19 protein-coding genes are annotated in these 25,472 nt (G+C 62.9%); 13 read left to right on the top strand and 6 right to left on the bottom strand.

Translation table 11 applies throughout. The features are described 5' to 3' along the window. Nucleotides 1-23: 23 nt before the first annotated feature. The gene (gene lepB, locus OHL12_RS06020) at nucleotides 24-578 is read right to left on the bottom strand and encodes a signal peptidase I (RefSeq protein ID WP_263412920.1); all 555 of its coding nucleotides are present in this window, start codon (nucleotides 576-578) and stop codon (nucleotides 24-26) included. A gap of 145 nt (nucleotides 579-723) precedes the next feature. Between lepB and murQ the strand changes: the two genes are divergently transcribed. Next, complete coding sequence (murQ, locus tag OHL12_RS06025; protein WP_263412921.1) at nucleotides 724-1,701, top strand: N-acetylmuramic acid 6-phosphate etherase; 978 nt, start codon at nucleotides 724-726, stop codon at nucleotides 1,699-1,701. A gap of 54 nt (nucleotides 1,702-1,755) precedes the next feature. On the opposite strand, the gene OHL12_RS06030 is transcribed toward murQ, so the two are convergent. Next, nucleotides 1,756-3,048 (bottom strand): M24 family metallopeptidase, encoded by a 1,293-nt coding sequence (locus OHL12_RS06030; RefSeq protein ID WP_263412922.1) that lies wholly within the window; start codon nucleotides 3,046-3,048, stop codon nucleotides 1,756-1,758. A 172-nt stretch (nucleotides 3,049-3,220) separates the two neighbouring features. On the opposite strand from OHL12_RS06030, the gene OHL12_RS06035 reads away from it, so the two are divergent. The 5 genes from OHL12_RS06035 to OHL12_RS06055 all read left to right on the top strand — a co-directional run bounded on the left by OHL12_RS06035 (nucleotide 3,221) and on the right by OHL12_RS06055 (nucleotide 8,736). After that, complete coding sequence (locus OHL12_RS06035) at nucleotides 3,221-3,631, top strand: hypothetical protein (RefSeq protein ID WP_263412923.1); 411 nt, start codon at nucleotides 3,221-3,223, stop codon at nucleotides 3,629-3,631. A 136-nt stretch (nucleotides 3,632-3,767) separates the two neighbouring features. Next, nucleotides 3,768-5,048: a UDP-N-acetylglucosamine 1-carboxyvinyltransferase gene (gene murA / locus OHL12_RS06040; RefSeq protein WP_263412924.1), complete on the top strand. Its 1,281-nt coding sequence runs from the start codon at nucleotides 3,768-3,770 to the stop codon at nucleotides 5,046-5,048. Between the two features lie 132 nt (nucleotides 5,049-5,180). Beyond that, complete coding sequence (locus tag OHL12_RS06045) at nucleotides 5,181-6,830, top strand: M28 family peptidase (RefSeq protein ID WP_263412925.1); 1,650 nt, start codon at nucleotides 5,181-5,183, stop codon at nucleotides 6,828-6,830. A gap of 90 nt (nucleotides 6,831-6,920) precedes the next feature. Next, nucleotides 6,921-7,781 (top strand): pyrroline-5-carboxylate reductase, encoded by an 861-nt coding sequence (gene proC, locus OHL12_RS06050; RefSeq protein WP_263412926.1) that lies wholly within the window; start codon nucleotides 6,921-6,923, stop codon nucleotides 7,779-7,781. 4 nt (nucleotides 7,782-7,785) lie between these two features. Beyond that, the gene (locus OHL12_RS06055; RefSeq protein ID WP_263412927.1) at nucleotides 7,786-8,736 is read left to right on the top strand and encodes a COX15/CtaA family protein; all 951 of its coding nucleotides are present in this window, start codon (nucleotides 7,786-7,788) and stop codon (nucleotides 8,734-8,736) included. Nucleotides 8,737-8,766: 30 nt separating this feature from the next. Here the strand turns inward: OHL12_RS06055 and OHL12_RS06060 are convergent, their stop codons facing one another. Further along, the gene (locus OHL12_RS06060; RefSeq protein WP_263412928.1) at nucleotides 8,767-9,093 is read right to left on the bottom strand and encodes a hypothetical protein; all 327 of its coding nucleotides are present in this window, start codon (nucleotides 9,091-9,093) and stop codon (nucleotides 8,767-8,769) included. A 213-nt stretch (nucleotides 9,094-9,306) separates the two neighbouring features. Between OHL12_RS06060 and OHL12_RS06065 the strand changes: the two genes are divergently transcribed. Both OHL12_RS06065 and ppk1 read left to right on the top strand, forming a co-directional pair. Further along, nucleotides 9,307-10,617, top strand: coding sequence for a sugar MFS transporter (locus tag OHL12_RS06065; RefSeq protein WP_263412929.1), 1,311 nt, complete (start codon nucleotides 9,307-9,309; stop codon nucleotides 10,615-10,617). A 113-nt stretch (nucleotides 10,618-10,730) separates the two neighbouring features. Further along, nucleotides 10,731-12,968, top strand: a complete 2,238-nt coding sequence (gene ppk1 / locus OHL12_RS06070) for a polyphosphate kinase 1 (RefSeq protein ID WP_263412930.1) — start codon at nucleotides 10,731-10,733, stop codon at nucleotides 12,966-12,968. Between the two features lie 80 nt (nucleotides 12,969-13,048). Here ppk1 and OHL12_RS06075 read toward each other — a convergent pair whose 3' ends face one another. Continuing rightward, nucleotides 13,049-16,414, bottom strand: coding sequence for an Ig-like domain repeat protein (locus OHL12_RS06075; protein WP_263412931.1), 3,366 nt, complete (start codon nucleotides 16,412-16,414; stop codon nucleotides 13,049-13,051). A gap of 157 nt (nucleotides 16,415-16,571) precedes the next feature. Here OHL12_RS06075 and glmU point away from each other — a divergent pair, with 157 nt between their 5' ends. After that, entirely contained in the window at nucleotides 16,572-17,999 is a 1,428-nt protein-coding gene (gene glmU, locus OHL12_RS06080; protein WP_263412932.1) for a bifunctional UDP-N-acetylglucosamine diphosphorylase/glucosamine-1-phosphate N-acetyltransferase GlmU, read from the top strand. Between the two features lie 288 nt (nucleotides 18,000-18,287). Next, complete coding sequence (locus OHL12_RS06085) at nucleotides 18,288-18,725, top strand: CYCXC family (seleno)protein (RefSeq protein WP_263412933.1); 438 nt, start codon at nucleotides 18,288-18,290, stop codon at nucleotides 18,723-18,725. 36 nt (nucleotides 18,726-18,761) lie between these two features. Here OHL12_RS06085 and OHL12_RS06090 read toward each other — a convergent pair whose 3' ends face one another. Further along, nucleotides 18,762-19,697, bottom strand: a complete 936-nt coding sequence (locus OHL12_RS06090; protein ID WP_263412934.1) for an ROK family protein — start codon at nucleotides 19,695-19,697, stop codon at nucleotides 18,762-18,764. A gap of 45 nt (nucleotides 19,698-19,742) precedes the next feature. Beyond that, complete coding sequence (rfaD, locus tag OHL12_RS06095; RefSeq protein WP_263412935.1) at nucleotides 19,743-20,732, bottom strand: ADP-glyceromanno-heptose 6-epimerase; 990 nt, start codon at nucleotides 20,730-20,732, stop codon at nucleotides 19,743-19,745. A gap of 152 nt (nucleotides 20,733-20,884) precedes the next feature. Here rfaD and OHL12_RS06100 point away from each other — a divergent pair, with 152 nt between their 5' ends. The 3 genes from OHL12_RS06100 to OHL12_RS06110 all read left to right on the top strand — a co-directional run bounded on the left by OHL12_RS06100 (nucleotide 20,885) and on the right by OHL12_RS06110 (nucleotide 25,423). Further along, entirely contained in the window at nucleotides 20,885-22,234 is a 1,350-nt protein-coding gene (locus tag OHL12_RS06100; protein WP_263415087.1) for an MFS transporter, read from the top strand. A gap of 136 nt (nucleotides 22,235-22,370) precedes the next feature. Continuing rightward, a complete protein-coding gene (gene metG / locus OHL12_RS06105) occupies nucleotides 22,371-24,566 on the top strand; it encodes a methionine--tRNA ligase (protein ID WP_263412936.1) in 2,196 nt (731 codons plus the stop codon). Between the two features lie 5 nt (nucleotides 24,567-24,571). Further along, nucleotides 24,572-25,423, top strand: a complete 852-nt coding sequence (locus OHL12_RS06110) for a TatD family hydrolase (RefSeq protein WP_263412937.1) — start codon at nucleotides 24,572-24,574, stop codon at nucleotides 25,421-25,423. Nucleotides 25,424-25,472: the final 49 nt, after the last annotated feature.

Consider the following 25,472-nt stretch of genomic DNA (forward strand, 5'->3'; position numbering starts at 1 on the left):
ATCCACGCGCGAGATGTTGCGTTCTACCGAACCACGCCAGCCTCACGAAACGGCCAGTACACAAACTCGGCCTTGCCATAGATCAAGGCCTTGGCCACTGGGCCAAACTCCCGGCTGTCAAACGAGATGGAGCGGTGATCTCCCATCACGTAATACTCCCCTGCGGGAATCTCTGTTTCGGGCTCGGAGCGCTCATCCGCGTATCGCGCCGGAACGTACGGTTCCTGCAACGCCACACCATTGATGTACACCGTGCCGTGCTGAATGGAGACCCGATCCCCTGGCAAACCGATCACCCGCTTGATGTAGCTCTTTGAAAGATCACGCGGATATTGGAACACCACGACATCGCCCCGGTGAATCTGTCCCACCCGGTACGCGATTTTGCTGATGAATAAGCGATCCTGGTCCTGCAGCATCGGCACCATGCTGGTGCCTTCCACGCGAACCGGCTGATACAGAAAAAGGATGATCAGCAGCGACGCAATCACCGCGATCACGACATCGCGCGCCCACTCATTGCGGGTGCTGTCGCCCTTACCTGCCCGCCCGCTGCCCCCACTGCGCTGCCATGCCAAGGTGTTCTGTCGCCTCCGTGGTCTCCTTCAGATACAGACGCACGCTCACCCACAATAGCGCACTCGTGCCAAAGTAACGCCCTCGCGTCAAACCGCATCGTACGTCCGTTGCACTAGAATAGAGTTGGCGAGAGACGGAGATCTTATGCCCGCAACGACTATGGAGCCAGAAACCAAGTTGAACGCCCAGCAAGGTACGCGGGACAACGTCCCTGCAGCCCTTCCAAATCTCGCGACGGAGCGGCCCAACGAGGCGGCCGAGGGCCTGGACACCAAGTCTGCCATCGACATCGCGCGCATCATCAACGCCGAGGACACCAAGGTTGCCGGGGCTGTAAAGAAGGCGCTCCCCGAAGTTGCCAGGGTGATCGACCTGGTGGCGCGCAGTCTTCGTGACGGTGGTCGCCTCATCTACGTCGGCGCCGGCTCGTCTGGCCGCATTGCGGCGCTCGACTCCTCCGAATGCCCGGCAACCTTCTCGACCTTGCCCGCTCAGGTGCAATACATTATGTGCGGAGGCCCGAAAGCGTTGGCCAGCGCCGCGGACGTGAACGAGGACTCGCCGGAGATGGGCCATCGTGACATCGCAAAGCGACGCCCCACGCGCAAAGACGTGATCATCGGCATCTCCGCCTCGGGTCGCACCCCCTACGTGGTCGGCGCCGTTGAGTACGCCAAGGCGCGCGGCGCAAAGACCGCCGCTATCGTCTGCAATCGCGACTCCGCTCTTGCCGAGGTGGCTGACATCACCATCACGGCCGAGGTAGGCCCGGAAGTAATCAGCGGTTCCACCCGGCTGAAAGCCTCCTCCGCCCAGAAGATGATCACCAATATGATCACCACGGGCGCGATGACGCGGCTTGGCTATGTGTACGACAACCTGATGGTCAACGTACACATGAAGAACGCCAAGCTGGTCGAGCGCGGCATCAACGTGCTCATGCGGCTGACCGGCGTGGACCGCGAAACCGCAATCCGAACCATCAAGTCCTCCGGCAAGTCCATTCCCCTCGCCGCGGTGATGCTCAAGGCGGGTGTCGACAAGATGGAAGCTCTCCGCCGGCTGCAGAAAGCTGACGGAAACGTCCGGCTGGCCATCGAAGACTCACGCCTCGAACTCTAGCGTTTCATCCCATCTGGTCTCAGCCCGGTCCTTGGCCGGGCTGAACTGTTGTATCTAGACTGCGAAGGGCTCGGTCAGGCTGTGACTCTGGGGTGTGAACCACTCGCCACCGTTTGGCGTTACGACCATGTCATCTTCCAGGCGCACACCGAATTCGCCGCTCAGGTAAATGCCAGGTTCGTCGCTAAAGGTCATGTTCGCCTGCATGGGCGTGGCATTTCCGCGCACCAGGTACGTCCACTCGTGCATGTCCATGCCGATGCCATGCCCCAGCCGGTGCGTGAACGTCTTGTAGTCCGGTCCAAAACCCGCGTCGGTGATCACCTTACGCGCCGCTGCATCGACGCTCTGGCACTCGTTCCCGCTCTTCGCCGCCTCCCGCGCCGCAGTCTGCGCTTTCCGCACCACCTCAAACACCCGCTGCATCTTGTCCGTCGGTGTGCCGTACACGAACGTGCGCGAGATATCGGAGTAGTAGCCCTCCACCGTGCATCCATCGTCGATCAGCACAATGTCGTTTTCGCGAATCACCTGCGGGGTCACCGACCCATGCGGCAGGGCGCTGTAGATGCCCGTCTCGCACGACGCAAAACCCGGAAACCCAACGCGGCTGTACGCTGCCGCAACCAGCGCACTGAAGTCGCTGGTCGCCATTCCGGGATGGCCCGCCTTCCATGCGGCTTCATACACCTCAAACGTCACCTGGTTCGCCAGTCGCATCAGGGCGAGTTCGGCTGGGCTCTTGATCATGCGGCAGCCCGCGCTCACCGGCGTCCCATCCACGATGTGCCAACCCGGGCAGGCCTTAGCAATGCCGTCTGCAAATACAAAGGGCGTCTTCTCCTCAATGCCCAGCGATCCGGTGCGCAGCCCTGCGTCCATCAGTCCCTTGCTCACCAGCTTGTACGGGCTCTCATTCTCCAGCCACGTGTACACGCGAATGGTATCGCCACCCGGCACTGTGGACAGCCGCTCGCGCACCCGCGCTTCCTCGAAGAAAGGACACACGATGAATGCCGCGCCGCGTGCAGGGATCACGTAGGCCATCATGCGCTCACTATTGCCCCAGCGCAGACCTGTGAAGTAGACCAGCGAGGTGCCGCCCGCCAGCAGAAGCGCGCCCATCTTCTGCTGTTGCAGCAGCTCTTGGGCCCGCTGCACACGCCGCGCACGCTCGTCGTTGCTGATCGGTACGGCTTCGCTTTTGCGGTTCTTCAGCGCAGCGATGGAAGGCGGCAACGCACGGTTTGCATCAGCGTGATCCGGGACGCGCTGAGCCTGTAGGCCGTCACTGACCATCGCTCCGGTTGCAATCAGACTGCTCTGCAGAAAGCGGCGACGCTGCATCGCTGACTCCTTCTTCTCGCGTCACCTGTTTGGTGCGCGCTTGCCTCTAGGTGTGTTCTTTCAACATACACGCACGTTGAATTCGCCCAGTGCTGGCGCAACCTTTTGCACGCTTGGGGTCTATGAGTACAGAGCGCGGCACACAAGCCGCCGACACAAAAGGAGCACTCGCATGAAGCACGCACTGTTTACCGCTGCACTCATCCTTGGTTCTCTCACCTCTGCTTCTGCGATGGCCCAGGCGCCTGCACAGGACCCTGCGCCCGCGCAGCAGCAGCGCCAAATGCACCACGACCCACACCGCCAGGCCATGCACCTGAGCAAGAAGCTCGGCCTCTCCGCCGATCAGACTGCCAAGCTGGAGCCGATCCTGGCCCAGCACCGCGACCAAGTGGAGGCGCTGCGGCAGAACACGGCTCTCACGGCCGAGCAGCGGCACGCGCAGATGCGCGATCTGAACCGCAACACGCACCAGCAACTGGCAGGCGTACTCACCCCCGACCAGATGCAGCAGTGGAAGGCGATGCGCAAGGAGCACAAGCATCGTGAGGATGCAGGAGCGTCCGCGCCCACCGGTGTCTAACCCGTTTTCTCCCGGGTCTGACAAGAACGGCTGCCGACCCGGCAGCCGTTCTGTTTTGCACCGCTCTCTCGGCCAAAACGCACCCAACTCGGCACCTCGTACCATCGCCGCGGCCACCCCGCCGTACACTCGATCTATGGACAAGTTCGTCGTTCGGGGAGGCAATCCCCTTCTCGGCACCATCAAGGTTTCCGGCGCCAAGAATTCCGCTCTTCCCTGCATGGCCGCTGCCATCCTCACCGAAGAAGAAGTCGTTCTCGAAAACATTCCGCAGGTCCGCGACATCGAGACCGAGCGCAAGCTGCTCGAGTCTATGGGTGCCACTTGCGAACTGGGCTATGGCCGCGCGCAGCACCGCACGACTATCCAATGCGCCGTCCTGAGCGACCCGGAAGCGAAGTACGAGATCGTGAAAACCATGCGCGCCTCCTCGCTGGTGCTTGGGCCGCTGGTGGCGCGCACCGGCATGGCTCGTGTGGCGGCACCCGGCGGCTGTGCAATCGGTGGACGCCCCATCGATCTGCACCTGAAGGGCCTGGAACTGATGGGTGCGAAGATCACCCAGGAGCACGGCTACATCGAGGCCCGCACCGATCGGCTCAAGGGCGCGCACATTCTCTTTGACAAGATCACCGTCACCGGTACCGAGGACCTGCTCATGGCCGCCGTTCTAGCCGACGGCGAAACCTTGATGGAGAACTGCGCCCAGGAGCCGGAAGTCACCGACCTCGCTGCCATGCTCACCGGCATGGGCGCCCACATCGAAGGCGCTGGCACCAGCACCATCCGCGTGCAGGGCGTAAGCAAATTGAATGGCGTCAAACATCGCATCAATCCCGACCGCATCGAGGCTGGCACCTTCCTCGTCGCCGGTGCGATCAGCGGTGGCGACCTCAACGTCGACTGCTGCAACCCGAAGCACCTGGCCGCGGTCATCGCCAAGCTGGAAGAGTGTGGCGTTCGTTTGGACGTCGGCAAAGACAGCATCCGCGTTCGCAGCGAGGGCAAGCTGAAGGCCGCCGACATGGCGACCGTGGAATACCCCGGCTTCCCAACCGACATGCAGGCCCAGTTCATGGCTCTTGCAACGCAGTGTGAAGGCACCTCGGTCATTACTGAAAACATCTTTGAGAATCGCTTCATGCACGTCAGCGAGCTGAATCGCATGGGTGCCAACATCAAGGTGGACGGCCGCACCGCGACCGTTCGCGGCGGCACTCCCCTGCAATCAGCGGCGGTCATGTGCAGCGATCTGCGAGCATCGGCCTCACTGGTCCTCGCGGCACTCATCGCAGACGGCGAAACCATTCTTGATCGCGTTTACCACATCGATCGTGGGTACGAGCGCATCGAGGAGAAGCTGCGAGGCGTCGGCGCGCAGATTCGCCGCATGGGCGAGGTTTTCGGCAAGCGCTGAAGCGTTCGCCACTCGACCATCTCCGCCTCCGCCATCGTCCGCCGAACGTCATGATCCCTCGCGCGGGAGCAAGATTCCAGCTCCCGCGCTTGCTACCATGGGCACATCCTTGCAACTCCAGGTGCCCCGCCGATGAAGCTCATCCTGCCGCGTCTGTTCGCATGTGTCCTGTCCGCTTCGCTCGCTTTGCCGACGTATGCGGAACTGCCACTTGTCCCTGAGCGCACCGACTGGTCCACTCCCGCGGCCGCGTGGTGGTCTCACGTGCAATACCTTGCCGACGACAAGCTGGAGGGCCGCCGTGCGGGCACCCCCGGCTATGACAAAGCGGTCGCCTACGTGGAGGAACAGTTCCGCCAAATTGGCCTAGTGCCGGCTGGCGTGAACGGGTACAGGCAGCCGGTAAGCTTGACGCCTTACCAGGTGGATGGCGAAAAATCCTCAGCGCGGCTGGAGACTTCCGCCGGCGCGCAAACCTTCACAGTGGGCAAAGAGCTTCAGGTGTCTCAGGACTCCAAATCCGAAGTCAGTGCACCACTCGTGTTTGTGGGGTACGGTCTTCGCATTCCGCGCAAGCACGTCGACGACTACACCGGCGTAGATTTAAAAGGCAAGATCGCGGTCTTCTTCAACGCGCCGCCCGAGCGGCTGCAAGGCCCGCAGCGCGCCTATGCACGGGGTGCCGACCAGCGGTGGCGGGAACTGCGCGCTACCGGCGCCATCGGCATGCTTTCGCTCGCCCTGCCCCGCTACATCCCAGGACAGGAGAAGATGACGCCCGACCAGATCGCCAAGGCGCAGCCCCAAAGCGCGGGCGGCCAGCGCGTCACCTTCACCGACGCGGAGACCTTCGGCTTGCCGGGCCTGCAGTTTAGTGGCAGCATTGCCGACGCGAAGGCCGCGGAGAAGCTCTTCGCCGGCACCGGGCACACCTACGCGGAGCTGCTCGACCTCGCCAAGGCGGGCAAGCCGCTCCCGTCTTTCCCCATCGCAGGCACCTTTGCGGCGCACACCTTGGTCCAGCGCAGCACGCCCGTCAACGCTCCGAATGTCGTCGGCATGTTGCCGGGTTCAGACTCGCGCCTGAAGAACGAATACGTTGTCGTAAGTGCTCACCTGGACCACCTTGGCATCGGCCGCGAGATCGATGGCGACAAGCTCTACAACGGTGCCATGGACAACGCGAGCGGCATCGCCTCGCTCATCGAATGCGCCAAGCTGCTGGCCGCACAGCCACACCCGAAGCGCTCCGTGATCTTCATCGCGCTTGTGGGCGAAGAGCTCGGCGAACTCGGCTCGCAGTATTTCGCCACCAAGCCCACAGTGCCGAAGCAGCAGATCGTCGCCGACCTGAACATGGACATGTACCTTCCGCTCTTCCCGTTGCGCTTTCTTGAGGTGCAGGGGCTCGGCGAATCGACCTTGGGCAACGACGCCCGCGCCGTCTGCCAGTTGAACGACGTGGAAGTGCAGTTCGACAAGCAGCCGGACGAGAACCGGTTCGTCCGTTCCGACCAGGTCAACTTCGTGAAGCAGGGCATTCCTGCGCTCGCCTTCAAGTTCGGCTGGACGCCTGATTCGCCGGAAGAGAAGACCTTCAACGACTGGGTCAAGACGCGCTATCACAAGCCTTCCGACGACCTGAACCAGCCAGTCGACAAAGTAGCGGCAGCGCAGTTCACCCTGGTTCTCGCCCAGCTCACCACCCGTGTTGCCAACGAACAGCCACGCCCCTCATGGTACCCCGAAAGCAGCTTCAGCAACACCGTCGCAGCCCGGTAGCACCAAAGGCAGGCGTACTCTTAAAGGTGAGGCGTTCGTGTTGATGGTCCATGGCCACCACTTCGCTATGTAGGACTGAACTAACCATTTATGCAAGAAGACATCCTCACCTACGAACTCCCCACCGCGCCCGCCGCCCTCCCCGGCATCACCGTCGCCGTGCTCGGCACCGGCAAGATGGGCGGCATCTTGCTGCAGGCATTCCTCAAGAACAACCTGCTGCACCCGGAACAGATTCGAGCCACCGTCGCTCACCCGGATCGTGCCCACGCGCTGTCGGCGCAGTATTCGGTTGAGGTAACGACGGACAATCTGGAAGCGGCCCGCGCTGCCGACGTGATCCTGCTCGGCGTCAAGCCCATCCAGGTACCTGCCGTTGTCGAGCAGATTCGGCCCGCCCTCACGCCAGACAAGCTCCTGCTCTCCTTTGCGGCTTCCGTCAAGACTTCTGCGATCGAGCAAGCAGCGGGCATCGATCTAGGCGTCGTGCGCGCCATGCCCAACACACCCGCTATGCTGGCGGCCGGCATCACCGCTCTGTGCAGCGGCCGATTCGTCACACCGCAGCAGATGGACATCGCACAGCGTATCTTCAGCACGGTCGGCCGTACGGTCATCGTCGATGAGAAGCACATGGACGCCGTCACCGGTCTTTCCGGCTCCGGCCCGGCGTTCCTCTACATCGTGATCGAGGCCCTGGCCGAGGCCGGAGTCAACGTGGGCCTGCCGCGCGACGTCGCCACTCAGCTCGCCGCTCAGACGACCTACGGCTCTGCCCGTATGGTGCTGGAAACCGGCTATCATCCCGCGCTGCTCAAAGACGCCGTCACCACGCCGGCCGGCTGCACCGTCGACGGCATTCTGGAGCTGGAAGAAGGTGGCCTGCGCGTCACCCTCATCAAGGCCGTCAAGCGCGCGACACAGCGTGCCCGGGAACTCGCCGCAGGCTAACTCAATGGCGACCACACTTCCAGCACCGGTCCGAACAGGCGGCATCGACCGCAAGTTGACCTACTTTGCCTGGTTGACGCTCGGCTGGAACGTGCTTGTGGTCATCTTCGGAGCGGTCGTCCGCTCCACGGGTTCGGGGGCGGGTTGCGGTAACCACTGGCCGCTCTGCAACGGCGAAGTCATTCCCGTCTCGCCGGGATTGCATACGGTCATCGAGTTCACCCATCGCATGATGACCGGTGTCTCCGGCTGGCTGGTCCTCGGTCTTCTTCTGGCAGTGCTCCGCTGGAAGCCCCGTCCTGACCCGGCCCGCAAGGCTGCAGTAGCCACCATGGGCTTCCTCATCCTGGAAGCTCTGCTGGGCGCAGTTCTGGTGAAGCTCGGATACGTGACCGGGAATCGCTCGACTGGCCGCGTCGTGGCGCTTGCGATCCACCTCACGAACACCCTCACGCTGGTCGCGTTTCTAACGCTGACAGCTTGGCTCGTCTCGGGCCGCCCCAAGCCCAGGCTCGCGCTGGGTGCATGGCTCACGCTCGTCGTCACTGCGCTCATGGGCGTCAGCGGTTCCCTGGCAGCGCTTGGCGACACCTTGTTCCCGGCAACCTCGCTGCGCGCCGCATTTGCGCAGGACTTTACCGCCGGAGCGCCGATGCTTCTGCGCCTCCGCACGGTACATCCAGTCAGTGTGGTGCTCGCCACCGGCGCTCTGCTGTGGGCGGTGACCCGTGTCAACCGGAGTAAGCGGCTGGCCTCGTGGACGCTTGCACTCTTTGCGTCGCAGATCGTCGCAGGCATCGTCGATCTTGTCCTGCTGGCGCCGTGGTGGATGCAGGTGGTGCACCTCCTTGGGGCGGACCTGTACTGGGTTTCGCTGCTGCTGCTGCTTTTCTCGACAGACGCCGTTCCGGAAGCAAACTGGGCACCGCAAATGAAAACGCCGGCGACAAGCTGAGAGCTCATCGCCGGCGTTCTTCTGTCGCGCTTAGTGCTTATCCGTTACCGCGTCCTTAGTCTTGTCATAGGCCTTCTCGGTTCCATGGGCTGTCGCCTTGGCAGCCTTTTCTGTCCCGTGTTTGGTCGCGTCCCAGCCTTCTTTGGTCTTTTCTTCGGTCACGTTTGCGGCCTTCTTGGTTCCGCGCTTTGACTTGCGATACGTGGTCTTGGTGCCCTTCTTCACGGCGCGGCCGGTGTCCTTGGTCGCGGCAGCCGTTTCGTGGCCGGCGTTCTTGGCGTCCTGATTGGCCGTCTGGGCAACGACGGGGGCCGCGATCAGGGTGGCGGCCAGCATGCATGCAGCAAACTTGTTCATACGTTCTCCTCGCACACGGTGCGCAAAACTTCTACCGGTGTAGATGACTGAACCCGGGTCTTCGTTGGTCGTTGCGCATAATCACTCCCGCAATCCATACACCGCGCGGCGCTTCCATCCTCTGAATCCGGTCCTGTATAGTCCCCACATCCGGCCATCTACGTGTCGGAACACCGCAACAGATCGCCGCTCGGGCGAAACGGATCGAGGAATATGGCAGGCATCAGCAGCGCACCGGCGAACTTCGCCGCCGCACCGTCACACACTAATCGCGGTGCGCTCACCATTGTGACCACGCTGTTCTTCATGTGGGGTTTTTGCACGGTGCTCAATGACGCACTGATCCCACATCTTCAATCGATTTTCTCTCTCAGCTATCTGCAGGCATCGCTGATTCAGCTTGCCTTCTTCACCTCGTACTTCATCTTTGCCCAGCCTGCGGGTTGGCTGGTCGAGCGCATCGGATACCAGCGCACCATGGTCGTCGGCCTCGTCGTCATGGCTGCCGGAGCTCTGCTGTTCCTGCCTGCCGCCAGTACGGCAATTTACGGGATCTTTCTTGGCGCTCAGGTTGTGCTCGCCGCCGGCGTGACCCTGCTTCAGGTCGCAGCCAATCCCTACGTCACCATCCTTGGTCCGCCTGAGACCGCTGGCAGCCGCCTCAACCTGACACAGGCTTTCAATACGCTCGGCGACACCGTCGCGCCATACTTCGGCAGCATGCTCATTCTGGGCCGCGCCACAACGGAAACGGCTCCAACCGATGCCGCTGGTGTGGCCGCGTACCACATCCGCCAGGCAAGCACGGTTCGGTTGCCTTACATCCTGATCGCGTCGATCCTCATCCTGCTCGGCGTCGCCATCGCCCTCTTCCGCTTTCCCCGGCTTGAAGTCACACGCGACTTCCGCCCCAGCGACTTGACGCCGTCAAGCGACAGCATCTGGAAGCATCCGCACGTGTGGCTGGGCGCCATCGCCATCTTTATTTACGTGGGTGCCGAGGTTTCTGTCGGCAGCTTCCTTGCCAAGTTCATCGCCGATCCCGCAATCGGCGGAATGACGCTCGAATCGGCGACCAAGATGGTCACCTTCTACTGGGCTGGCATGATGGCCGGGCGTTTCGCCGGTTCCTACGTCATGCAGAAGGTCGCATCGCACAAGCTGCTGGCCGCAGCCGGTCTGGGTGGCTTCCTGGTTGTGCTTGCGTCCGTATTCACGACCGGTCACACCGCCATGTGGTTCATTCTTGCGGTTGGCCTGTTCAACTCCATCATGTTCCCGACCATCTTCACTCTGGGCGTGGCAGAGGTCGGCCCGCTAACCGGTCGCGCTTCCGGTCTGCTGGTCCAGGGCATCGTCGGTGGCGCTCTGATTCCTGTGATGATGGGCAAGCTGGCCGACACCTACGGCATCCACCACGCGCTGCTCTTGCCCTGCGTCTGCTACCTCTTCGTCATCTTCTACGGTCTGCGGGGCTACCGTATCCACGCCGGCGAGGCACACTCGGAGCTTCGCGCGGTCTAACTGGACCTGCCCCGTATTTGCAATGCTTGATGACAGCAACCTGCGCCCGGAACGCACTCCTTTGCGTTCCGGGCGCATCGTTCATTCACACGGCTGCGCTACCCTAAGCCTGCATGGCACGACGCAAAGCTCAGCCCGCAAAACAGGACCCCGGCCCTGAACACCGCTTCTTCAATCGCGACGAGAGCTGGCTGCGCTTCAACGCCCGCGTGCTGGAAGAAGCCGCCGACCCGACCAATCCGCTGCTGGAACGAGTCAAGTTCCTTTCCATCACGGCCTCCAACCTCGACGAATTTGTAGAGGTCCGAGTAGCCTCCATCCTCCAGCGCATCGAAGACGGCTTCACCGTTCCGGCCGAAATGGACGACGACGGTCTATCCGAGCAGGCGCGTCTCGACGCGCTGGCCGACCAGCTCCATCGCTTTGTTCACGCGCAGTACGACTGCTGGACCCGCGATCTACTGCCAGCCCTGGCAGCGCAAAAGATCGAGGTGCTGGGTTGGCAGGATCTTGACGCACCATCGCAGGAAGCCGCGGAAACCTACTACCGCAACGAGGTCGATCCACTTCTTACCCCGGTCACCATCGATCCCTCGCACCCGTTCCCACGCGTTCTGAATAAGGCGCTGTGCCTTGCCCTGTTGCTGCGCCGCAAGCGCGGGAAGGCCAACAGCCTGGGCGTTATCACCGTTCCGCGCTCGCTCAACCGCATGGTCCCGCTCCCAGGCCCTGCGGGAGCGGTCCGCTTCGTTCCATTGCACGAAGTTATCGAAGCGCACGCTCCGCGCCTCTTCCCCGGGTACCAGATCCTTAGTTGCTCGCCCTTCCGCGTTACCCGGAACAGCAACCTTTACCTGCAGGAGGAAGAGTCCCGCTCCCTTCTGGAGAGCGTGCGTGAAGAGCTTCATAACCGGCGAAAGGGTGACGTCGTCCGTCTTGAGATCGAGAGTGGCGCGGACGAAGCTCTGCTGGAAGATTTGCGGATGAATTTCGATCTGGATCGCTGGCAGATTTTTCGGACCGATGGACAGGTCAATCTCACCCGGATTGCCGACCTCTATTCCGCCGTGGATCGCCCTGATCTCAAATTCCCCAAGTTTCAGCCGCGCGAGTTCGCTTTCAGCCGCGATAGTTCCGGCGCGCCACTCAACATCTTCGAGACGCTGCGCGGCCATGACATCCTGCTGCATCATCCCTTTGACAGCTACAGCACGGTCGAAAAGTTTATGGAAGCGGCGGCGCACGACCCGCAGGTTGTCAGCATTAAGCAGACGCTCTACCGCACTTCGTCCAACTCACCGCTCTTCCACGCCTTGCTCGAGGCCGCTCCCACGACCGACGTTACCGTCGTCGTGGAACTCATGGCCCGCTTCGATGAAGATTCCAACATCCGCTGGGCGCGCAGCCTGGAAGATGCCGGCGTGCAGGTGTATCACGGCCTCATCGGTCACAAAACCCATGCCAAGCTCGCCCTTCTTGTGCGCCGCGATCCCGACGGCGCGATCCGCCGCTATGCTCACCTCGGCACCGGCAACTACAACTCGGTCACCGCCCGCTTCTACACCGACATCAGCTTTCTCACCGCCAATCCGGCCATTACAGCGGCCGTTTCGCGCGTGTTCAACTACCTGACGGCGCAGGCCGAGCAACAAAGCTACCGGCCGCTTCTGGTCTCGCCCATCACCCTGGCTCGAGACCTGCTGGACCTCATCGCACGGGAAGCCGAACACGCCCGGAACGGCCGACCCGCCCGCATCATTGCCAAGATGAACGCCCTGCTCGACGGTAAGACGGTCACCGCCCTCTACGAAGCCTCGCAGGCAGGCGTGGAGATCGATCTAATTGTTCGCGGCATGTGCTCCCTGCGGCCGGGTGTGCGCGGTCTAAGCGAGCGCATTCGTGTCCGTTCCATCGTCGGCCGCTTCCTGGAGCACAGCCGCATTTTCTTCTTCGCGAACGGGAGCGACGTTGCCGTCGGAAGCCCGGGCGACACCAGCGAGGTCTTCTGCGGTTCGGCAGACTGGATGCCGCGAAATCTCTACGATCGCTGCGAAGCTGTCTTCCCCGTGGTCGCCAGCGCTTTGCGAAGCCGCCTTCGCAATGAGATCCTGGAGACGTATCTTCAGGACAGCGTGAAAGCTCGCCTGCTGCAACCATCGGGCGAATACATCCGGGTTCCTCGCCAGCAGCCGGCCATTGAGGCTCAGGCTCGCTTTATGGCCCTGGTTACCGACCCCAACGCCGCCCAGCCACTCGCGCCCACGGCCGAAACCGCGTCAGCCGGAAAGGCCGAGCAGGCCACTTCACCTTCGAAGCCGCGGACCCCACGCAGGCGCGTTAAGACACAGTAACGTACCTGGCAAAAGGACGGGGCCAGCAATCCGCTGGCCCCTCCTCTCCGATCCGTTCGTTCCCGTAGCAACGTGCGTACCTACTGCACCGTGACCGGCAAGGTGTACGTGTGCCGCAGCGTCCCATCACTCGATGTCGCTGTGATGGTCAGCAACTGCGTCCCCAGCGGCGTTCCAGAACTTCCAGTGCCTCCACCGCCTCCACTAGTACCGCCCGAGGATGTACCGCCGCCATTCAGGTTGTTGGTGGAATCCACCATGCCCAGACCGCAACCATTCGTCAGGACTACGGAGAAGCACAGCATCAACAGGACCGCTCCAATCCGCCGTGTGCGACGGAACGGCACCAGCAACAGGGCCGCGAGAGTCGCGCCAGCGCCGCCCAACATCCCGTCGGAATAGCTTGGCGCGCCGCTCGCGCTCTGCACCGCGGTAGTCACCGTCAGCCCAACTGAACCGCCCGCCATCACCGTGGACGGCTGAAACGCGCAGGTAATCTGGCTGCCACCGGGCGGCGTACAGGTCAGCACGACCGACGAGTTGAACCCGCTTGTGACGGACAGGCTGGCGGTACCGCTGACTGTGCCGCCCCGCGGGACCGTCAGGCTCCCCGGATTCAACGACACACTAAAGTCGCCGAAGTTGACGGACGCTGACGCAGAAGTCGACGGGAGAAAGATCCCGTCGCCGCTGTAGACCGCTGAAAAGCTGTGCGGCCCCGCAATCGACCCATACACGTTGGTCGCGGCGGTGGACTGGTTCGTGCCCGTCGCGCTCAGCGTGGCGGTGCCTAACGTGATCTGGCTTCCGCCGCGCACGTCGTAGAAGGTGACCGTCCCGCTTGGAATACCAATCAGGCTGGCATCGCCTCCGGTCAGCGTGGCGGTCAACTGAATCGTCTGCCCTGCATTGGCATAGATCATGCTCGGCTGCAGACTGATCGCAGACGCCACCCTCGCTGGTGAAACCACCACCGCAGAAGACCTGCTGCCGTAGCAAGTGGTGTCGCCGCCATACACCGCGGTCAACGAGTCGCTGCCCACCGGCAGCTTGCCCGCTACGCTCACCGTTCCGCCACTCAGCGTTCCGTTCGCGACAAACACGTTGTTCGACAGAAACGTCACCTGTCCCGTGCAGTTCACGCTTGGCGCTACGGACGCCACCGCCGCGGGAAAGCTAGGGGCTACGATCGCAGTGAACGTCGTACTCTGGCCCGCCAGCGGCTGCGCGGGCAACAGCGTGAGCGTCGTCGTGGAGGCCACCTTGCCCAGCGCCACAGCCAATGTTGTGGCGGTTGACGTGCTTCCCGAATAGTTAGAATCGCCGCTATACACCGCAGTAATCGAGTGCGTTCCCACCTGCAGCGCCGCCAGGTTCAAGGTCACGAACCCGTTGCCCAGCGTCGCCGTTCCAACCACACCCTGCAGACTCGACCGGAAGGTAATCGTTCCTGTTGGAGCTCCGGTCGCATACGAAGCTGGCGTGACCGTAGCCGTGAACGATGCACTCGATCCGAAGTTGAGCGTGGTTGGACTGATCGACAGCGCGGTGCTCGTCGTCACCAGAGGCGCGCTCACGACCACGGCAGCAGAGTTCGCAGGACTATAGCTGGTGTCGCCGCTATACGCCGCGACCAAGCTGTTGGTGGCCCCGCTCAGCGATGCCGTATACGTGCCTGCACCGTTGTTCAGCGTCACGCTGGCAATCTGCACGCCATTGTTCTGAATGGCTACCGTTCCCGTGGGAACCGTCGTGCTTCCACTGGGTGCCGCGACCGAGATCGCCAGGTCGTACTTCTGCGTAGCCGAGTTCGCCACGGTAGCTTCCGGTGTGCTGGTCAGCGTCACCGTCGGGGTCGCCGTCGTCACCATAGCGGCAAAACTGGTCGGCTGGTTGCAGGCAAAGCTGCCGTTGCTCGTGCAATTGGCCTGCAGTGTGAGCTTGCCCAGCGTGGTTGCCGGCACGTTGACGACTGTGCTCGCGCTGCTGCTGGTGCTGCTGGACAGAGTCGCCGTGTAAGTAGTCGGCGTGGCGGAGGTGAATGCGGTCACCGTAACAGGTCCGCTTGGAACTCCCACGCCGCTTGATGATTTTGCCGTTACCGTCACGGGAATGGTCCCGCCCAGCTTTGTGTTGGGAGCGGTCGCCGTCAGAACCACATCTTCCGGTGTAACGGTGCTCGTAACGATGTTGCTGGTCCCTGGCGCAAACGTAGCGTCACCGCTATAGGTCCCAGACAGGTCATAGACATCGCCCGGCAGCGTAGTAGTGCTGAAGGAGGCAACGCCTTTCGAATCCAGAGAGCTGGGCCCGAGCGTGGCCGTACCGCCAGACCGGCCCTTGAGCGTCGCCGTAACCGTGCCGGTCGGCGTTCCACCGGTGCCTGTAACGGTATACGTCAGCCCCAACGCCTGCCCGTGCGTGACCGTCGTGTTTGACACAGCAAGAGCGACATTCACGCCTGTTGCGCCGGTTGCCAGCGCTCTCACCAGGGCCGCCACGTTCACGGCTCCCAGGCCGTCGGTCGCCGTCCATGTCCCCTCCGGCGCGTTCGGGTCTTCGTGCGTGAAGATGCCGTGACCCACGGCCAGCCGATACAGTTGCGGCGCCAGCGGACCCACTCGCCCGTGCTGCACGGCAAACGTCTGCAACGCCTGCAAAAGCCCTGCAACATCCGGCAACACCCCATCCGGCAGAGCGCGATTTCCATCGGCAGGCAATCCTGCAGCCGCCTGCCACTCGGGTCGGCTCGTCGCATCCTGAGAGGTCTGCACAAGCCCAGCCGCATTCGACAACATCGCCACGCTGGCGGTGTCGCTGCCGGCGCCGCCACTGGTCGTCTGCAGGACGGTGATGCCCTCCGCTGCCGCTTCGGCGAGCAGTTCCTGCCACTCCTGGGCAGCACTCGCGTCCACGGGTGGCACGGTCACAGCTGCCGCTGCATTCGACTCAACCGCATCCGCCAACACGGAAACGGCGTCGCCGGCGATCACCACTTGCGCTCCCGGGATACGGTCCAACTTCGGACGCGAATCCGCAGCAAACGACACCGTCGCCGCCCCCACGGCCGCTCGGGGCGCCAAGTCCACTCGGAATGCCCGACGCACCTGTGCCGCGGTCCCGCGGAACGCGATACGCATTCCGTTCGTCGCCGTGCCGTCCACCTGGAATCCCTGCTGCCGAAGCCAATCAGCGGCAGCCTGCCGGGTGGTCGCGTCCGGCGCAAACCGGTTTGCGAACTCTTCGGGCGTAATCCAGCGGCGATACTCTGCCGCCCCCGGCGTCTGCTGCGCCTTCAGCAGCGCCTCAAGGGAGGCCTGCTGCTCGTCCGTACGCTTCAACGTCAGCCGCAGACCACTTACCGGCAGCGAATCGGGGACCGCGCCCTGGGCGTGCACCGTGGTCGGGAACAGCATTGCAAGCGCGGCGAACACACACGCCCACACGGCGAAAAGGACCCTGCGGGGAACACGGTCGGCAAGTGGCGGCATAGATGGAATCAGTGTGGAGGAGCTGCCGCAGGGCGGCAATAGTCCCGATGGGGGACACGAAACGGGGTTCGGCACCGCAGCCTCGAGGCTTCCCAGCGGCTACTCTAGGTGCATGGAAGCGCTCGGAATCGTCATCATGGCCGCCGGCAAAGGCACTCGCCTCAAAAGCAGCCGTCCCAAGGTCCTACACGCCGTCGGCGGCAAGCTGCTGCTGCAACACGTGATCGATGCTGCGCTCCAGATCGTGCCGGCATCTGCGATACAGATTGTGATCGGACACCAGGCCGAGATGGTGCGGCAGGCCGTGCAGCACACCGGCGTTCGCTTCGTCCTGCAGGCGGAGCAGCTCGGTACGGGCCACGCCCTCCAGTGCGTCAAGCAGTCCTACCTCGCGGATCGAGTCGCCCCGCCCGAGAACCTCATCGTCCTCTCCGGTGACGTACCCCTGATTCGGCCCGAGACCATCGACCGGCTCTGGCAGACCCACACCCGCGAGTCCGCCGCCATGACGATCCTGACCGCCGTGCCCGACAACCCTCACGGCTACGGCCGAGTGCTGCGCACTGCCCCGGGCTCGGCTGAGGTTCGCGCCATTGTGGAACAGAAATCGCTGACTCCCGAGCAGCTCGCCCAGCCGGAGCAGATCAGCGAGATCAACAGCGGCATCTACGCCTTTCGCACCAAGTCCCTCTTCCAGAGCCTGGACGCCCTCACCAACACCAACAGCGCCGGCGAGTTCTACCTGACCGACGTTGCCGCACTGCTTACCTCGGCCGGCGAGCGAGTAGTCGCAGTGGCCGCTGACTCCGTTGACGAAGTCTTGGGCGCCAACACTATCGCCGAGATGATGCACCTGGACGCCGCCCTGCGCCGCGCCACGGCCGACCGACTGATGGCGGCTGGCGTCACAATCTTCCGGCCAGACACCGTGGTCATCGACAGCACGGTTGAAGTCGGCCCGGACACGGTTGTCGAACCGTACGTCCAGCTTCTTGGAAAGACCCGCATCGGCTCGCACTGCCGCATCCGGTCCTACAGCACACTCGAAAACAGCACGGTTGGCGACGGCGTCCTGATCCGCAACGGCTGCGTTCTCGACTCGGCGGAGGTGGCGTCCAACGCCCTCCTTGGCCCTTACGCCCACCTGCGGCCACAAAGCCGCATCGGCGAGGGCGCCCACGTCGGCAACTTCGTTGAGACGAAGAAGGCGACCTTGGGGGCGGGCTCCAAGGCCAATCACCTCAGCTACTTAGGCGACGCGGAGATTGGTGCCGGCGTCAACATCGGCGCTGGTGTCATCACATGCAATTACGACGGCGTCAACAAACACGTGACCCGCATCGGCGACCGCAGCTTCATCGGATCGGACAGCACCCTGGTCGCTCCGCTGACCGTCGAGTCGGAAAGCTACGTCGCCGCCGGTAGTTGCATCACCGAGACGGTCCCGAGCGGCGCCTTGGCCCTGGGCCGGGCACGCCAGGTGACCAAACCGGGATGGGCCGAGCGCCGCAAAGCCGAGCAGCGTAGCCAAAAGGACTAATTCCTGCTCACCTCCGGTTCTCTCGCCCGTCCGGTCGCGTCATTCTATGAACTTTGGAAGACTTTTGCATTTTTCTGTAGAAAGGGGAAACTAACAGCCCCAATCTGCGTCATACTGAGTGTGGGCGATGAGAAGTTCCAAAGCCCATTCGAGTTTCGCGGACGGTAGAGCGCACATCCCGCCGCAGCAAGTTGCGTCACTGGCCTCCCCCGTATGGGTGTCACAACCCATACGGGCTTTTTTTGCTTCCGCGAAGGTCCCCGGCGCCGAAACCGATAAACTCGACTCATGAAGCGTTATCTCGCTCTGGCCGCCATCGCCTTCGCGACCGTTGCAGCCTCCGCCCAATGGGGCAATCCCGCCGAAGACATTCCCGCCTACAACGCTGCGGCGCCGCACGCTCCGCTGCCGCCCGTCCTGTCAGGTGGCCAGCTCAGCGGTCCTTACTTCGCGCACCCGTACCAGGTCACCACGTACCAGATGGCGCAGAAGATCCCGACCGTCCTGCACCAGTTGCCCTGCTATTGCCGCTGTGACCGCGCCATGGGCCACAACAGTCTGCATTCCTGCTTTGAGGGAACGCACGGCGCTGCGTGCTCCACCTGCATGAAGGAAGACGTGTACGCCTACCAGCAGACGAAACTGGGCCGCACCCCAGCGCAAATTCGCACCGGCATCGAAAAAGGCGAGTGGATGAACATCGACCTGGAGGCTGCGAAGCTCTAGCCGCTGCAGCGCTCGCAGAGCAGCACCCGGCGAGCGCTACACCATCGGTTTGGACGCATTCGCGTCCAACGGCCAGAGCCAGGCTGCTCCGCGAACACCACTCGCGTCGCCATGCACCGCCTGCAGGATCGGCGTTTCCACCGGCCCGCCAAACGTGTACTGGTTCAACAGCCTCGGGACATTGCGATACAGCCGGGCCAGGCGCGAAAGCCCGCCACCAATCACAAACGCGTCTGGGTCCAGAATGTGGACCAGCCCCGCCAGGGAACGCGCCACTCGATCTTCGAGCCGCTGCAGGGCGGCCTCTGCTTCGGCATCGCCCTTCTCACTCAGCGATACGATCTCCGGCCCGCGTAGTGCTTTGCCCGTCGCCTGCTGAAAGTCCCGCTCGAGGCCACTCCCCGAAATCCACTTCTCAATACATCCACGCCGACCGCAGTAGCATTCAGGTCCGGGCCACTCCTCGGGTGATTGCAGCGGAAGCGGGTTGTGTCCCCATTCGCCCCCGAGCCCGTTGGGCCCGCTGTGAACCCGTCCCTCGATCGAAACACCGCCACCACAGCCAGTCCCCAGGATTACGCCAAACACCACCGGGTACCCGGCAGCCGCGCCGTCGATTGCTTCTGAGATCGCGAGGCAGTTCGCGTCGTTCGCGCAGCGCACTTCCCTGCTCATCCGCGCGGAGAGATCGCGCTCGAGTGGCATACCGTTGAGCCACGTCGAGTTCGCATTCTTGACCAGGCCGGTCGACCGAACGACCGTTCCCGGGATGCCTACGCCCACTGTGCCCTTCACGCCGGCCCGGGTCTCCAGAGCCTCCGCCGTGGATGCAATCGCCTCGATCGTCCCGGGGTAGTCGCCCTTCGGCGTCGCCACCCGGATACGGTCCAGTTCCTTGCCGTCCGCGTCAAACGCGCGGCCTTCGATCTTTGTTCCGCCCAGGTCTATCCCGATCCGTATGCGTTCGCGCACCCTCTGCTCCTGACCCTTTTTCAATCCCGTATCGAACCACAGCAATCACGACCGCGCGTTGAGATACGTGGTCACATAATCGCGCACACCCTCTTCCAGAGTCGTAAAGGGCTGGTTATACCCGGCAGCGCGCAGTTTATCCATCTTTGCTTCTGTGAAGTACTGGTACTTGCCCTGCAAAGTTTCCGGCATGTCGATGTATTCAATCTGCGGCCGGTGTCCCATGGCCGCATACACAGCGGTCACCAGGTCGTTCCAGGTGCGCGCAGTGCCGGTGCCGCAGTTGAACAGGCCTCCAATCTCCCGGTGCTCGGCCAGGTACAGCGTCACATCCACCGCATCCTTTACGTAGACAAAATCCCGCATCTGTTCACCGTCGCGGTAGTCCTGGCGGTGACTCTTGAACAGTTGCACCTTGCCACTGCCGTCCCCGATCTGCCCGAAGCTCTTGTTCACCACGGATCGCATGTCATCCTTGTGGTCCTCATACGGCCCGTACACGTTGAAGTACTTCAATCCGGCGATCGGGTTCTCGCTTTTCGTGAACAGACCATGCTTCAGCGCCCACAAGTCAAACATATGCTTGGAGTAGCCGTACATGTTCAGCGGCTTCAAACCCGGTGTCAGCGCATCGCTGTCGTCGTAGCCCAGGCTGCCATCGCCATACGTGGCCGCCGACGACGCATACACAAGTCGCACACCCTTAGCCTGCGACCACTCACACAGCGCGCGGGTGTACGCATAGTTGTTACGCAAAAGGAAGTCCGCATCCCGCTCAGTCGTCGACGAACACGCTCCCAGATGAACGATGCTGTCGATCTCGGGCAGTTCCGCTTCGCCCAGGTCGTGCAGACGATCCAGAAACTCCTCCGGTGAAATCAGATGTTCGTACTCGAGGCCGACCAGGTTTTTCCACCGCTCGTCCGTTCCCAGCCGGTCCACCAGCAGAAGTTCCGCATTGCCACGCCGGTTCAATTCCGCCACCACGTTGCGCCCAATAAAGCCGGCAGCGCCGGTTACCACGGTCGTCTTCATCGCATCCCCGATTCTAAGCGCGAGCAATGCGGCACACAGCCGCTTGACAGTCTTGCCGCCTCCATCAGTATGCTCGGGGTGCAGGCGCGCCGAAACGTTTTTCGTTCAGGTGTGCCTCTATCGCTTCCTTCCGCGGAGTTCTCTTGGCCACCGTGCAACGCCCCGCAATGTCGCAGGACACCCCGGTCCAGCAGAACCAGCTTCGCTGGGTGGTCTGCGGCCTGCTCTTTCTGGCAACGACCATCAACTACATGGATCGGTCGGTCTTCTCGCTGATCGAGCCCAAACTGCACGATTTGCCCTTTATGGGCTGGAACCCCGCCGACCCGACGCACAGCGTCTTTAATAACAACTTCGGCAACGTCCTCATCTTTTTCCAGATCGCCTACGGGGTGGGCCTGCTGGTCAGCGGACGGATTATCGACCGCCTCGGCACCAAGGTGGGCTACGCGCTGGCGATCCTCATCTGGGGCATCTCCAGCATGAGCCATGCCTTTGTCGGATCGGTGGCCGGCTTCTGCATCGCGCGGTTTATGCTCGGTCTCGGCGAAAGCGGCAACTTCCCCGCCGCCCTCAAATCGACCAGCGAATGGTTCCCGCAGAGCGAGCGAGCGCTGGCCACAGGTATCTGGAACTCCGGCGCGAACGTCTCCGCCATCATCGCGCCGCTGCTTATCCCATTCGTTGTCGCGAAGTACGGCTGGCACGCGGCTTTCATCACCACGGGGTCCTTCGGCATGCTGTGGCTCGTGCTGTGGCTGCTGTTCCCCTATGACAGGCTGCGCCGGGGATCCACCCAGACCCAGCAAAATCTCGAGCTTCCCGTCCGCAAGGCCGGCCTCCAGCCCGACCGCATTCCCCTGGGCTACATTCTTCGCGAGCGCGGCACCTGGGCCTTCGCTCTGGGCAAGTTCCTTACCGATCCCATCTGGTGGTTTTACCTCTTCTGGCTTCCCAAGTACTTCCACGAGAATTACGGTCTGTCGCTGAACGAGCTGTATAAGCCGTTGATCGTGGTGTACCTGTCGTCGTCGGTCGGGTCGATCGTCGCCGGTTATCTGCCGGGCGCGCTCATGCGCAGCGGCATGACGGTCAACAAGGCGCGCAAGCTCGCCATGCTCATCTGCGCCTGCTGCGTTCTGCCCGTGGCCGCAGTTCCGTACATGGCAGCGCATCACATCGGCCTGTGGCCGACTATCGCGCTGTTCTCGCTTGCCGCCGCGGCTCACCAGGGCTGGTCGGCCAACCTCATGACCACACCAAGTGACGTTGTGCCGTCCACTGCCGTGTCAACCGTCGTCGGTGTGGGTGGTGCGTTTGGCGCAGTCGGCGGTGCTCTCTTCACGGCAGTCGTGAAGAAGAACATCACGACTCATCCGCTTGTCCTGTTCGCCTTCGCAGCATGTGCCTACCTGCTGTCGCTTGTCTTCATTCAATTGCTGGTGCCACGCCTCGGCGCACCTTCCGCGCAGCTCGAAGCCGACGCTGACGTGCTGCCGTAGACATCGGCGTACCCCGACCGGAAAGGGCATAGCTGCAGCTATGCCTTTTTTCTCGCTGCTTGAACGGCCCAAGCCGCTGAGACGCAGGCGCAGCGCAGAATCAGAAGGCCGCGCTGCTAAACTTCAGTGAGTCCGCATGCCTTCGAAGTTCTACGTCACCACTCCTATCTACTACGTGAACGCGCGGCCACACATTGGCCATGCCTACACGACCATTGCCGCCGACGTGCTCGCCCTGCACGCCCGCATGCAGGGCCGCGACACCTGGTTCCTGACCGGCACCGACGAGCACGGCCAAAAGGTGCAGCGCTCTGCACAGGCTGCCGGCGTCAGCCCGCAACAGTTCGCGGACGAGGTCTCCTCAAGCTTCCGCGCGCTCTGGCAACGCATGGGCATCAGCTACGACCAGTACATCCGCACCACGGACAAGGCGCACCGCCGCGGCGCTCAGCAGCTTTTCTCCACCCTCTACGAGCGTGGGCAAATCTACCTCGACAGCTACACCGGCCAGTACTGCGTCTCCGAGGAGATGTTCGTCGAAGGTCCCCCGGGCACCATTGGTCCCGACGGCCGGCCCACCGAGACCGTCACCGAAGAGAACTTCTACTTCCGCCTCTCCGCCTTTCAGAAGCCGCTGATCGACCTCATCGAGTCGGGCCAGCTTGCCATCGAGCCCGAGTCGCGGAAGAACGAAGTTCTCTCGTTCCTGCGCGGCAATGTCAACAGCGGCGCTGAAACCCTTCTCAGCGACACCGGGGTGCCGTACGTCCCCGGCGCTCTGAAAGATCTTTCCGTCTCCCGCACCAGCTTCGACTGGGGCATCCCCGTTCCCGAGCCCGCAGCCAACACGACCGAGCAGAAGCACGTCATCTATGTCTGGCTCGATGCGCTCGCCAACTACATCACGGCGCTCGGCTACGGCGACTCCTCCGAAGAGGCGCGCGAGAAGCTTGCTCGCTTCTGGCCCGCCGACGTACAGCTTGTCGGCAAGGAGATCGTTCGCTTCCACTGCGTCTACTGGCCCGCCTTCCTGCTCGCGGCTGGCCTGCCCTTGCCGAAGAAGATCCTCGCTCACGGCTGGCTGCTGTTCGAAGAATCGAAGATGTCCAAGTCGCGCGGCAACATCGTGCGCTCCGAGACGATCCTCGATGCCTTCGGCGCGCTTCGCCCCGACCTCGACAAGGAGCTGCAGGACCTCTTCGGCGCCGACGTCCTTCGCTACTTCCTCCTGCGCGAAATCTCGTTCGGCCAGGACGGCTCGTTCAGCTTCGACGCCCTCATCACGCGCTACAACAGCGATCTCGCAAACGGCTACGGCAACCTGGTTAGCCGCACGCTCAAGATGGTCGAGCAGTACTTCGTCGGCACCGTGCCGGAAGCCGGCCTGAGCACTGAACTCACCGTCGCAACAACGGACGCGATCCGCTCGGTCGGCGAGGCGCTCGCGCAACAGCAGTTCACCGCTGCCGTCACCGCCTGCGCCACGCTAGTCACGGCCATCGACGGCTACATCACAATCAACGCGCCGTGGAAGCTGGCAAAAGATGAGACACAGCGCAACCGGCTCGCCTCCGTTCTGCGCACCGCCGTCAAAGCGATCCGCATTCTCACCGCGTTGCTGCACCCCGTGCTTCCCTTCACCACCGAAGCTGTGTGGCAGCAGCTTGGTCTGGGCTCGCTGCGGCGCGCCGTTGCGAATGGCGAACTCACTGATCTGACTCACGGCGGCTTTCCCGCCAACGCGCGCCTGGGCACGCTCAAGCCGCTCTTCCCCCGCGCCGACAAGGAGACACTCACCCGCATGACCGACGCCGAACAGAAGCCCAACGCGCCTACAACCGATCCGGAAGCACCCAACACGCACGCCGAGCAGGTCGACCCGAACACACAAACGCTCGCGCCCATGACCGAGGCCACGACCGGCAACGCACCCGCCGCGCAAAGCACCTCGGCCGATTCGACAGGTACTGCGCCCGCAGCAGACGCACCCGCGGAGCCCGACACCCCGCAGATCACCATCGACGACTTCGCCAAGGTAGACCTTCGCGTCGCCCAGGTACTCTTCGCCGAACGCGTTCCCAAATCCGACAAGCTCCTCCGCCTTGAAGTCGATCTAGGCTACGAGAAGCGCCAGGTCCTCGCCGGCATTGCTGCCTACTACGAGCCCGAAAAGCTCATCGGCCGCAAGGTCGTCATCGTTGCCAACCTTGCCCCACGCAAGCTCCGCGGCTACGAGTCGCAGGGCATGGTCGTTGCCGCCAGCGTAGGCGACGGCACACCCGCCCTCGCCAGCTTCCTCGAAGACATCGAGATCGGGGCACGTCTCCGCTAGTTCGCATGCATATCGTCGACTCGCACGCTCATCTCGACTTCCAGACCCTCGCCGGAGACCTCGACGGCGTTCTCGAACGGGCCCTCGCTGCGGACGTCCGCACCATCCTGGCTGTCGGCATCGGCGACGGCCCCGACACGATGCATCGCGCCCGCGACCTCGCCGCTAGTTTCAGCGGTAACACAAAGGCACCCCGCATCGTCGCCAGCGCAGGCATCCACCCCCAGGAAGCCAACGCTGCCACGCCCCAAGCGCTGGCCAAGCTGCGCGAACTCGCTGCCGATCCGCTCGTCGTCGCCATCGGCGAGATCGGCCTCGACTACTACCACGCCGACAACCCGGACATCTCCGTTCAGCAAGACGCCTTCCTCGCCCAGCTCGACATCGCGCGTTACGTACGCAAGCCGATCCTCATCCACTGCCGCACCAGCGAGCTTGCAACGCCGCAGGCGAAGGCGCGCTTCGGCACGGCTGACGCCGCCGAAGACCTCTTCCGCCTCATCGAGCAGCACTGGACACCGCACAACATCGGCGGCGTCATGCACTGCTTCAGCGGAACCGCCGCGCAGGCTCGGCGCTCGCTCGATCTGGGCTTTCACGTCTCCTTCGCCGGTAACAGCACCTACCCGCGCTTCCCCTTTATCCGCGAAGCCATTCAAGTCGTCCCGCTAGACCGCATGCTGGTCGAGACCGACTCGCCATTCCTCGCGCCGGTACCGCACAAGGGAGAGCGCAACGAACCGGCACGCACCCGCATCACCGCCGAGTTTGTCGCAAAAGAGCGCGCCATTTCTATCGAAGAGCTCGCCGCCGCGACCACCGCCAATTTCAACCGACTCTTCGCGCTCGACGAATAGGCGCACGGTCCCCAATTTCCGCATCCATTAACCTTGAAGAGACTCGGGC

The sequence above is a fragment of the Terriglobus aquaticus genome, assembly GCF_025685415.1.
Classification (GTDB): domain Bacteria; phylum Acidobacteriota; class Terriglobia; order Terriglobales; family Acidobacteriaceae; genus Terriglobus; species Terriglobus aquaticus.